The organism is Leucobacter edaphi (assembly GCF_016522535.1).
Lineage (GTDB): Bacteria > Actinomycetota > Actinomycetes > Actinomycetales > Microbacteriaceae > Leucobacter > Leucobacter edaphi.
In genome coordinates, this window is the sequence record NZ_JAEHOI010000002.1 from 229,568 (window position 1) to 240,192 (window position 10,625).

The window sequence follows — 10,625 nt, forward strand, 5'->3', positions numbered from 1 at the left end:
TGGCGCGCCGCCGAATCGACATTTCGTTCGACGTCAAGATATTCTGGGCGGGCGGCCGCGTCCCCGAAGACGCGAAATCGCTCACCGCAGAGCCGATAAGGTGTATGAGGAAGGCTGAGTCGCACCCGACCCCAGCCTGCACGAGACCCCACAAGGAGACGATGTGACGGATTCGGTCCAGAATCAGGTCCAGCCCACCGCGAAGCTGAGCTTCCCGGGAGGCACCGCGGAATTCCCGATCGTCTCGTCCGTTGACGGTCACTCGGCGCTCGACGCGAGCACGCTCACGAAGCAGACGGGCCTCACGGCGCTCGACTACGGCTTCGTGAACACGGCGTCGACCAAGTCCTCGATCACCTATATCGATGGTGAGCAGGGGATCCTCCGCTATCGCGGCTATCCGATCGAGGAGCTGGCGCGCGCGTCGACGTTCCTCGAGGTCGCGTACCTGCTCATCTACGGCGAGCTCCCGACGCCGGATCAGCTCGCGGCGTTCGACGAGGAGATCCGTCGCCACACGCTCCTGCACGAGGACATGCGCTACTACTTCGAGGGCGTGCCCCACACGGCGCACCCGATGGCGGTGCTCTCGGGCGGCCTCCAGACCATGTCGACCTACTACGAGGACTCGCTCGACACGAACGTGCCCGAGTTCGTCGAGGTCAACACGATCCGGCTGCTCGCGAAGCTTCCGGTTCTCGCGGCCTACGCGCACAAGAAGACCATCGGGCAGGCGTTCCTGTACCCGGACAACCAGCTCGGTTTCGTCGAGAACTTCCTCCGCCTGAACTTCGGCAACAAGGCCGAGAAGTACGAGATGAACCCCGTGCTCGTCGAGGCGCTCGACAAGCTCCTCATCCTGCACGCCGATCACGAGCAGAACGCGTCGACCTCGACGGTCCGCCTCGTCGGCTCCACCGGCGCGAACATGTTCTCCTCGGTGTCCGCGGGCATCAACGCTCTCTCAGGGCCGCTGCACGGCGGGGCGAACGAGGCGGTGCTCGACATGCTCGCCCAGATCCGTGACTCGGGCCAGAGCGTCGAGACCTTCGTCGAGAAGGTGAAGCGCAAGGAGGACGGGGTGAAGCTCATGGGCTTCGGCCACCGCGTCTACAAGAATTACGATCCGCGCGCCCGCATTGTGCGCGAGAGCGCGAGCCGCGTGCTCGACGAGCTCGGCGTCAACGACCCGCTGCTCGGTCTCGCGCAGGAGCTCGAGCAGATCGCGCTCGAGGACGACTACTTCAAGGAGCGCAAGCTCTACCCGAACGTCGACTTCTACACGGGCGTGATCTACAAGGCGATGGGCTTCCCCACGCGCATGTTCACGGTGCTGTTCGCGATCGGCCGGCTTCCCGGCTGGATCGCCCAGTGGCGCGAGGCACGCGAGGACAAGCAGACGAAGATCGGCCGCCCGCAGCAGCTGTACGTGGGCTCGGGCGAGCGCCATCTCGAGCGCTAACCCCTGATCCCGGGGCGAACGGCACGGCCCCTTCGCCGTGTGGCCCAATGCGGCCGCTGAGGCGTTCCCTCTGGACCGCTTCGCCGTACGGCGGCTACCGGGGGGACACCCCGGCGTCGTCTCGCGGCCATTCTGGCCTGTTCCAATGGAGTGGTCACGCACCACGAGTCCAGAGGAGCAGCAATGCCGAAGCGTCTCGCCAGCCGCCCAGCCTTCTCCCGTCGCCGAACGACCATGATCCTGATCGCCGCCGGCGCGCTCGCCGCCGCCGGTTTCGCCACGGCCGCGCTCGCCCCTGGCGCGGCCCCCGCCGCCCACGCCGCGTCGATCGAGCGTCCCGCCACGCAGGCCGAGATTATTCCCGAGACCACCAGCGCGTCCGCGGAGCCGGTCGTGCTCGAGACGCCCCGCACCGGGCCCGTTGCGGATCGCGACCGCTGGGGCGTTCAGGACTTCGCCCTGCTCGGCGCGGCGATCGCGGCGACCGCGGCGGTCTGCGGTGTCGCGTTCGGCCGCTCGCGTTCTGAGCGCACCGAGGAGCGGGCCGAGACGGCCCGGATCGAGCTGCCGGGAGCCGCCAGACTCGTCTGAGCGGGTCGAGTCTGAGCGGGTCGAGCTCCCCACAGGAAGGCAGCGGGCGGCCCCCCGGGACAAACCACGGGGGCGCCCCCACGCGGTAGCACCGGGGTAGGCGTGGAGCGCGGGGGGGCGCGCCCCCCCCACTGTCTGCCGGGGGGCCCCCCGCCCCACCCCCCCGGGGGCCCCCCCGCTCGCGTTCGCAGCTGCTTAGGCGTGCAGCGCGGCGTTCAGCACGATGCCCGAGCCCTCGCGGGGGAGCGCCTCGACGGCCCCGGTGCGGGAGTTGCGGCGGAACAGGAGCTGCGGCAGGCCCGAGAGCTCGACGGCCTTGACCTCGACCGACTCGCCCGGGCGATCGGCCGTTCCGCGCGGGAGCACGACCTTCGTTCCCGCGGTGACGTAGAGGCCGGCCTCGACGACGCTGTCGTCGCCGAGCGAGATGCCCACGCCGGAGTTCGCGCCGAGGAGGGCGCGCTCGCCGATCGTGATCCGCTGCGTGCCGCCGCCGGAGAGCGTGCCCATGATCGATGCACCGCCGCCGATGTCCGAGCCGTCGCCCACGACGACGCCCTGCGAGATGCGTCCCTCGACCATGGAGGCGCCGAGCGTGCCCGCGTTGAAGTTGACGAAGCCCTCGTGCATCACGGTCGTGCCCGGCGCGAGGTGCGCACCGAGGCGCACGCGCGAGGCGTCAGCGATCCGGACGCCAGCGGGCACGACGTAGTCGGTGAGGCGGGGGAACTTGTCGAGGCCCACGAGCGTGATGCCGGCGCGGCGCAGCGCGGGGAGCCGCTCGGCTGCGGTCTCGGGCAGCATCGGGCCGGCGGTGGTCCAGGCCACGTTCGGCAGCTTGCCGAAGACGCCGTCGAGATTGAGCTCGTTCGGGCGCACGAGGCAGTGGGAGAGCAGGTGGAGGCGCAGGTATGCGTCCTCGGTGCTGGCGGGCGCCGCGTCGAGATCGATCTCGAGCGAGACGAAGCGCAGTTCGACGCCGCGGCGGTCGTCGCTGCCGATCAGCTCCTCGAGCTCAGCCGGCGCGATCCACGGGTCGCGGAATTCCGGGCGCGCGCCGAGCTCGGGAGCGGGGAACCAGGCGTCGAGCACGGTGCCGTCCGAAGCGACGGTGGAGATTCCAGAGGACCAGGCGAGTCGAGGTGCAGTCATGGCAGTCATGGCTCCCATGCTATCGGCGCGGGGATAGGCTGGAACGCGTGCCTGAGAATCCCGTTCCCGTGATCGATCCGTCCGAGGGCCCCGTCGCCCTGACCCGCCAGCTGTGCGACATCCCCTCCGTCTCCGGGGATGAGCGCGCGATCGCCGACGCCGTGGAGCGCCTGCTCGCCGAGCGCGCACCGCACCTCAGCGTGCACCGCGACGGCGACACGATCGTCGCCCGCACCGAGCTCGGCCGCGCGCGTCGCGTCGCGATCGCCGGCCACCTGGACACGGTGCCGATCAACGACAACCTCCCCGTGCGCGACATCGTCGATGACGTGAGCGGCGAGGCGATGATCTGGGGCCGCGGCACCGTCGACATGAAGGCCGGGGTGGCCGTGCAACTCGCGCTCGCGGTGGAGCTTGCCGAACCGGCCGTCGACGTGACCTGGATCTGGTACGACCACGAAGAGGTATCGTCCGCGCTCAGCGGTCTCGGCCGCGCGATGCGCAACGCCCCCGAGCTCTTCGAGGCGGACTTCGCGATCCTCGGCGAGCCCACGAACGGGCGGATCGAGGGCGGCTGCAACGGTACCCTGCGAGCGCGGGTGCACTACGCGGGCAAGCGTGCGCACTCCGCGCGCGCCTGGATGGGCGTGAACGCGATCCATCGGGCGGGAGCCGCGCTCTCGAAGCTCGCGGCGTTCGAGCCGGCGCGGATCGTGGTCGATGGCCTCGAGTACCGCGAGGGCCTCAACGCGGTTCGCATCGACGGCGGTGTGGCGGGCAACGTCATCCCCGACGACTGCTCGATCGAGGTCAACTATCGCTTCGCCCCGAGTCGCACGCCGGAGGAGGCGGCCGATGTGGTGCGCGTCTTCTTCGACGATGCCGACTCGGTCGAGATCGTCGACTCGGCCGCGGGGGCCCGCCCCGGGCTCGACGCCCCGCTCGCGCAGGGGTTTGCGGCGGCTGTCGGCGGCGATCCCACCGCGAAGCTCGGCTGGACCGACGTCTCCCGCTTCTCCGCTCTCGGGATTCCCGCGGTGAACTTCGGCCCGGGCGATCCGCTGCTCGCGCACGCTGACGACGAGCGCGTGCCCGTCGCGCAGATCGACGCGGGCTACGCTGGCCTGCGCGCCTGGCTCGAGCGGGGCGCCTGAGGCCGCTCCGTCAGGGGTGCGCTCCGGGCGCATTCCGGAGCGCGTATCGGCTGTTTCCGGCTTGTTTCCGCGGTGTTCCACAGGACCCGGTTCGCTTCCGGCTGACCGCTTCCGATAAAATGGCTGTGAGAAACCAAAAGTTGCGAGGAGGCGTCATGGCTGCGATGAAACCGAGGACCGGGGATGGACCCATGGAAGCGGTTCGTGAGACCCGACTGATCGTGGTCCGTGTTCCCCTCGAGGGCGGTGGACGCCTCGTCGTCTCGGTCAACGACCAGGAAGCCGCTGAGCTTCGCGACGTGCTCGCGAACGTGCTCGACAGCTAGGAAAGCGACCCCGACGCCCCGCGTCGATACATCCCGAGAACCCCCGAGGATCGCCTGATCCGCGGGGGTTTTTCGCTGCCCGGCCGGAGGCAGCTACGGATCACCGGGGCCGGGAGGCCGCTGGCTGCGCTCGGTCCGCCAGTGCCAGAGGAACCCGACGCCGAGCGCGGCGAGGGAGAACGGAACGACGATGCCGATCGGGCTCACGGGGCCCGCCATCGCCGAACCGACCGCCAGTGCGCCGCCGACGAGGAAGAGAATGATCCCGAGCCACAGGAAGTAGCGTGGCTCTCGCCTCCGCTTCCCGGGCATGTCCGCCGACCTCCTCGAATGCTGTGCTACAAGTGTAGCTCATAGGTGTCGAGGGTGATCGGAAAGGGTTCCGAACGCGCTACCCGTCGAGGCGAACGAGCGTCAGCACGCCATCGCCCGCTGGCGAGAGAATCGGAGCGATCGCGGGGGAGTCCGCGACGACCGCGAGCAGATCGCGCATCGACCGGGTCGCCTCGTCGCGCGCCGCCGGATCGGGGACGCGGCCGTGCGAGAACGCACCGGGCACGACGATGCTGCCGCCGGGGCGCACGATGGCGAGCGCGTGCTCGAGATGATCGAGGAGCCGGGTGGGATCCGCGTCGAGCAGCACGAGATCGTATGCGGCGAGGTTGAGCCGCGGCATCACGTGCATCGCGTCGCCCTCGATGAGTCGCAGCTTCGCCGCGGGGATACCGGCCTCGGCGAACACGGTCTTGGCCTCGCGCAGATGCTCGGGCTCGATCTCGATGGAGGTGAGTGTCGCCTCGGGGGCGTGACGCAGCAGCGACAGGCCGCTGACGCCGACGCCAGTGCCGATCTCGCAGATCGCCTCCGCGCGCGACAGCACCGTGAGGCCGGACAGCATGGCGCCGACCGAGCGGCTGACGGGCTCGATCCCGAGCTCCAGCGAGAGCCGACGGGCGCGGCTGATGGCCGCGGTCTCGGTCGGGTACTGCTCCGCGTACTGCCAATTGCGTTCGAGCTTGCTCACGTTTCCTCCGGATCTCGCCCAGCGCGCACTCCCCGCGCGGGCATCTCCCAGAGTAGAGCCGCGCGGCCGATCCATCATTCGCACACGCGCGACTCCCGGGGAATAAGGTGCGCCCCGTGTACTTCTGGCCCGCCGAGGAGCGCTACGATGGGGCATCATGGGCCTGACCTTCGACAAGATCCTGGTGATTCTTCTGATCGCCATGTTCGTCCTCGGTCCCGAGCGTCTCCCCGTCTACGCGAAGAAGCTCGGAGAGCTCGTCCGCAGCATCAAGCGGATGGCCGACGGGGCGAAGGATCGCCTCAAAGAGGAGATGGGGCCGGAATTCGACGAGGTCGACTGGAAGCAGCTCGACCCGCGGCAGTACGATCCGCGCAGGATCATCCGGGACGCCCTCGTCGAGGACGAGGCCGACGCCCGGCTCGCGGCCCGGCGCAAGCGGGCGGAAGATGCCGCCGAATCGCGCCGCAGGGTCGCCGAAGAGGAGGCCGCGGAGAACCCCGGGCTGCGCTACGACGACGAGGCGACGTAGGGGCACTCACTCCTCGTGGCGAGGCGCTTGCCGCGTTCTTTGCGCAATGACTCTCGTCATGGCCGCCGGCTCACGGTATCTTTGACCTCACTGATCGCCGCTCCTGGCTCGGAGGGAGGCTGCGATCTCCCGGTGGTTTTCCGCGATGAAATCGTGAAGGAGACGCGAATGTCCCATCCCCTCGATCACCACGAGAATACGAAACCCATCCGTGGCACGACGGCGAAGTGGACGCGAATCGCGTTGCAGTCAGCCCTTATCGTCGGCGGCGCCGCAATCGGGTACTGGACCAACGGGCCGATTGCGTCCGTCTCTCTCGCGCTCGCTGGCCTTGCGGCCTCCGCAATGATGAGTCGTGGCCCGAAGCACTCCGTGACCGCCGACACGGCGTAGGCCTCCATCGGGCTGGCACCCGACTTGCGGTGACGGTGAGAGCCCGAGCTTCTCAGGAACCGGAAGGGTGCGCCAGCGAGCCACCAGTGAGCACAGTGATGAACAAGAGGAGCAGCACTGCAAGGCCGCTCCTCACAACGTTCCTGCCTACCGCGGGGCGATGCCGAGCGAGCGCCCCGCGAGTCCGCGGCCGCGCTGCGCCAGCGCGCGGGAGACGCGGAGGAGTTCGGCGGCGGCGGGATCCTCGGGGTTCTTGAGCACCGCGGGCTCGCCAGTGTCCCCGCCGATCCGGAAGCCGGGGCTCAGGGGGACGCTGCCGAGGAGGGGGACCTCGCCGTGCTCCTCGTCGCTGAGCCGCTCGGCGACGAGCGCGCCGCCGCCGGTGCCGAAGAGGTCGAGCACCGAACCGTCGGGCTGCGCGAGGCCGGCCATGTTCTCGATCACACCGATCACCGTTTGACCCGTCTGGCGGGCCACGAGTGCGCTCCGGACGGCCACGTCGGCGGCCGCCTCCTGCGGGGTCGTGACCACGAGCACTTCGGCCTGGGGGAGCAACTGCCCCACGCTGATCGCGATATCGCCGGTGCCGGGCGGCAGATCGAGGAGGAGCACGTCGAGGTCGCCGAACCAGACGTCGCGCAGGAACTGCTCGATCGTGCGATGCAGCATCGGTCCGCGCCAGGAAACCGCGGTTGATCTGGGGTCGGCGTCGCCGAGAAACATGCCGATCGAGATGACCTTGACCCCGAAAGCGACGGGCGGCAGGATCATGTCGTCAACGCGCGTGGGCTGCGTGATGGAGCCATCGGCGGCGAGCCCGAGGATGCCGGGAATCGAGAAGCCGAACACGTCTGCGTCGACGAGGCCGACGGAGAGTCCCTGCTCGGCAAGCGAAACGGCAAGTCCGGCGGTGATCGAGGACTTGCCGACGCCGCCCTTTCCGCTCGTCACGGCGATCACCCGGGTGAGCGAGTCCGGCCCGAACTGCGGGGCGCGTGCGCCGCGGTCGCCGCGCACGCGTTCGATGAACGCGCGGCGCTCCGCTGGCGTCATGACGCCGATCCGGACGTCAGCTGCGGTGACGCCATCGGCCGAGGCGGTGGCGGCGACCGTGTCCTCCTCGATGCGGCGCGCGGCGGGGCAGCCGGCGATCGTCAGCAGGAGCTCGACGCTCGCCGTTCCCGCCTCGTCAACGGAGACCTCCGTGACCATGCCCAGCTCGGTGACCGGGCGCATGATCTCGGGGTCGCGGACGCGATCGAGCGCGGCCCACACGGCGCGCTCCGCCGGGCTCGCGGCGGCGCGGGCCGCTGCGGGGTCCACCGGAACGGCGGGTTCTTCCCGCTCGCCGCCGGTCACGGCTTCGGCTCCGCGTCGCCTTCCCCCGCGGGAGCGGAGCCCGGAACAGCGCCGCGAGCGGGGGCGGGCGCGGCGCCCGGGTCGCTGCCGCTACCGGCGTCGCTACCTGTGCCGCTCCCGCCACCGTGCGCGGCCTCGACGGCATCGGCGGCGCGCAGCGCGGCGGTCTCGCGATCGTCGGAGAGCTCCTCCCGCGTCGCCTCGAGCTCGGCGAGGAGCTGCTTCAGCTCGGTGCGCAGCATCTCCCGGTCGGGGAGCTCCTGCAGCGCGAGACGCAGGGCGACGACCTCGCGGGCGAGGAACTCCGTGTCGGCAAGGTTGCGCTCGGCGCGCTGCCGGTCCTGCTCCATCTGCACGCGGTCGCGATCGTCCTGCCGGTTCTGCGCGAGCAGGATCATGGGAGCGGCGTAGGAGGCCTGCAGCGACAGGATGAGGGTGAGCGCCGTGAAGCCGAGCGCCGCGGAGTCGAAGCGCAGCTCCTCGGGGCCGTAGGAGTTCCAGGCGAGCCATGCGAGGCAGATCAGGGTGAGGATCAGGAGGAACCACGGCGTGCCCATGCCGCGCGCGATGCTCTCCGTCCAGCGGCCGAAGCGCTCGCTGCTGCCGCGGGTGCCGCCGCCGGAATCGACTGCGCCGCGGGGGCCGCGACCGCCGGTCGCGAGCGGAGCATCGAGGCCGGGGGACTTTTTGAACAGGCTCATCGGGCGGCCTCCGGCGTTTCGTCGTCGGCGTGGCGCCAGTCGTCGGGGAGCAGGTGGTCGAGCACGTCGTCGACCGTGACGACGCCGACGAGGCGATCCTGCTCGTCGATCACCGGGAGCGCAACGAGGTCGTAGCTCGCGAGCCTGCGCGAGACCTCGGCGGCGCTCGCGGTCGCTGCGACGGCCTCGATCTCGGGGTCGAGCAGCGCGGACAGGCTCTCGTGGGGCGGGAAGCGCAGCATGCGCTGGAAGTGCACCATCCCGACGTACTCGCCGGTGGGCGTCTCGTAGGGCGGATGCGTGACGTACACGGCGGAGGCCATCGCCGGCGGAATCTCGGCGCGACGGATCATCGCGAGCCCCTCGGCGACGCTCGACTCGCCGGACAGCACGATCGGCACGGGGCTCATGAGGCCGCCGGCCGTGTCCGCGTCGTAGACGAGCAGGCGCCGCACATCCTCGGCTTCCTCGGGCTCCATGAGGTCGAGCAGCTGCTCGCCCTGTGCGGCGGGGAGCGCGGCGATCAGGTCGGCCGCGTCGTCGGGCTCCATGCGATCGAGCACGTCGGCCGTGCGATCCTTGGGGAGCTGAGCGAGCAGCGCGAGCTGATCCGCCTCGGCCATCTCCTCGAGCGCGTCGGCGACGCGGGACTCGGACAGCTCCTGCACGACCTCGAGCATGCGCTGCCTCGGCAGTTCGAGGAGCGCCTCGGCGAGGTCGGCCGGCTTCAGATCAACGAGCGTTCGGATCAGGAGTTCCGCTGACTGCGCCGTCGCGTTCTGCGCGGGGAGCTTGAGATCGTTCCAGCCGACGATGCGGGAGTCGCCGCGGGTGAAGGCGCCAGCGGTCTTGGGAAGCCGCACGAACACCTCGGACACGATCCACTCGCCGGATCGCGCGCGCTCGATCGCGGCGTCCTCGATCCTCGCCTTGATCGTCGGATCGCCGGGGCGCTCGGGGAGGAGCTCGACATCTCGGCCGATCAGCTCGGCGATCATCCGGGCCTCTCCTGCGCGCTGCTCGAAGCGGCGAATGTTGATGAGCCCGGTCGTGATGACCTGGCCCGAACCGATCGACGTGACGCGGGAGATGGGGACGAAGACGCGCCGCTTGCCCGGAATCTCGACGATGAGGCCGACCACGCGCGGCGCGGCCGCCTCGCGGAAGACGACCAGCACGTCGCGGACCTTGCCGATCCGGTCGCCGACGGGATCGAAGACCCCGCGCCCGGCCAGCCGACCCACAAACACCCTCGAAGTACTCACCCCAATAAACTACCGCCCCGGATCGCCGATCGGCAGACGTGTTGCCCCGACGCGCGCTCCGCATGCCCGGGTGTCGCGCTCGCGGACGGGGTTTCTCGCGGGAATCCGCGCGGGCCCGGCGCCGCTTCCATCGCGGTTCGCAGCGGCGCATGGGAGACTGGTGACATGAGTACCCCTGGTCCCGTCCCCTCGAACCGCGCCCCCATGATGCCGGAGCTGCCCAAGGGAGACATCGTGTCGACCTACGACCGCTACGAGGATGCGAAGCACGCGGTCGACGTGCTGGCGCGCGCAGGATTCCCCGTGCAGCAGATCAGCATCGTCGGCAACGAGCTGCGTAGCGTGGAGCGGGTGACGGGCCGGCTCACCTACGGCCGGGTCGCGCTCATGGGCGCGCTTTCCGGCGCCTATCTGGGTCTCTTCCTCGGTGTGCTGCTCTTCATCTTCCAGCCGGACAACGCGGCGATCCTCGGCGTGTTCGCCGCGGCCGTCGCGATCGGCGCGGGCTTCGGCATGCTCTTCGGCGTGCTGTCCTACGCGATGAATCGCAACCGGCGCGACTTCTCCTCGGTGATGCAGATGGTGGCCGGCCGCTACGACCTCGTGACGGAGCCGGAGCTCATCGGCGAGGCGCGCCGCATGCTCACCGCCTGATCACGGCCCGAT

General features: G+C 70.1%; 13 protein-coding genes. 7 read left to right on the forward strand and 6 right to left on the reverse strand.

Translation table 11 applies throughout. From position 1 onward, the window contains the following. The first annotated feature begins 163 nt into the window (after positions 1-163). Both JD292_RS02430 and JD292_RS02435 read left to right on the forward strand, forming a co-directional pair. Positions 164-1,462: a citrate synthase gene (locus tag JD292_RS02430; RefSeq protein ID WP_200131142.1), complete on the forward strand. Its 1,299-nt coding sequence runs from the start codon at positions 164-166 to the stop codon at positions 1,460-1,462. Between the two features lie 183 nt (positions 1,463-1,645). Beyond that, a complete protein-coding gene (locus tag JD292_RS02435) occupies positions 1,646-2,053 on the forward strand; it encodes a hypothetical protein (protein ID WP_200131143.1) in 408 nt (135 codons plus the stop codon). Positions 2,054-2,248: 195 nt separating this feature from the next. Here JD292_RS02435 and dapD read toward each other — a convergent pair whose 3' ends face one another. After that, entirely contained in the window at positions 2,249-3,205 is a 957-nt protein-coding gene (gene dapD / locus JD292_RS02440; RefSeq protein ID WP_200131538.1) for a 2,3,4,5-tetrahydropyridine-2,6-dicarboxylate N-succinyltransferase, read from the reverse strand. 47 nt (positions 3,206-3,252) lie between these two features. Here dapD and dapE point away from each other — a divergent pair, with 47 nt between their 5' ends. Together dapE and JD292_RS02450 are read left to right on the forward strand one after the other, a co-directional pair. Beyond that, entirely contained in the window at positions 3,253-4,359 is a 1,107-nt protein-coding gene (gene dapE / locus JD292_RS02445; RefSeq protein ID WP_369411113.1) for a succinyl-diaminopimelate desuccinylase, read from the forward strand. Between the two features lie 155 nt (positions 4,360-4,514). Then, positions 4,515-4,685: a DUF3117 domain-containing protein gene (locus tag JD292_RS02450; RefSeq protein ID WP_200131144.1), complete on the forward strand. Its 171-nt coding sequence runs from the start codon at positions 4,515-4,517 to the stop codon at positions 4,683-4,685. A gap of 93 nt (positions 4,686-4,778) precedes the next feature. Here JD292_RS02450 and JD292_RS02455 read toward each other — a convergent pair whose 3' ends face one another. Then, the gene (locus tag JD292_RS02455) at positions 4,779-4,997 is read right to left on the reverse strand and encodes a hypothetical protein (RefSeq protein ID WP_200131145.1); all 219 of its coding nucleotides are present in this window, start codon (positions 4,995-4,997) and stop codon (positions 4,779-4,781) included. A 79-nt stretch (positions 4,998-5,076) separates the two neighbouring features. After that, on the reverse strand, positions 5,077-5,709 hold the full coding sequence (locus JD292_RS02460; protein WP_200131146.1) for an O-methyltransferase: 633 nt from the start codon (positions 5,707-5,709) through the stop codon (positions 5,077-5,079). Positions 5,710-5,866: 157 nt separating this feature from the next. Between JD292_RS02460 and JD292_RS02465 the strand changes: the two genes are divergently transcribed. Next, positions 5,867-6,241, forward strand: a complete 375-nt coding sequence (locus JD292_RS02465; RefSeq protein WP_200131147.1) for a twin-arginine translocase TatA/TatE family subunit — start codon at positions 5,867-5,869, stop codon at positions 6,239-6,241. A gap of 168 nt (positions 6,242-6,409) precedes the next feature. After that, positions 6,410-6,634 carry a hypothetical protein gene (locus JD292_RS02470; protein ID WP_200131148.1) on the forward strand — a complete coding sequence of 75 codons (225 nt, stop codon included), beginning with the start codon at positions 6,410-6,412 and terminating at the stop codon, positions 6,632-6,634. A gap of 147 nt (positions 6,635-6,781) precedes the next feature. Here the strand turns inward: JD292_RS02470 and JD292_RS02475 are convergent, their stop codons facing one another. From JD292_RS02475 to JD292_RS02485, 3 genes are all read right to left on the reverse strand, one after another. Next, on the reverse strand, positions 6,782-7,870 hold the full coding sequence (locus JD292_RS02475; RefSeq protein ID WP_233613380.1) for a P-loop NTPase: 1,089 nt from the start codon (positions 7,868-7,870) through the stop codon (positions 6,782-6,784). 119 nt (positions 7,871-7,989) lie between these two features. Beyond that, the gene (locus JD292_RS02480; RefSeq protein WP_200131149.1) at positions 7,990-8,694 is read right to left on the reverse strand and encodes a DUF1003 domain-containing protein; all 705 of its coding nucleotides are present in this window, start codon (positions 8,692-8,694) and stop codon (positions 7,990-7,992) included. Beyond that, on the reverse strand, positions 8,691-9,959 hold the full coding sequence (locus tag JD292_RS02485) for a magnesium transporter MgtE N-terminal domain-containing protein (protein WP_200131150.1): 1,269 nt from the start codon (positions 9,957-9,959) through the stop codon (positions 8,691-8,693). The genes JD292_RS02480 and JD292_RS02485 overlap by 4 nt, the downstream gene beginning before the upstream one ends. Positions 9,960-10,124: 165 nt before the next feature. Between JD292_RS02485 and JD292_RS02490 the strand changes: the two genes are divergently transcribed. Continuing rightward, on the forward strand, positions 10,125-10,613 hold the full coding sequence (locus JD292_RS02490) for a YflT domain-containing protein (RefSeq protein WP_233613241.1): 489 nt from the start codon (positions 10,125-10,127) through the stop codon (positions 10,611-10,613). The last annotated feature ends 12 nt before the right edge of the window (positions 10,614-10,625 follow it).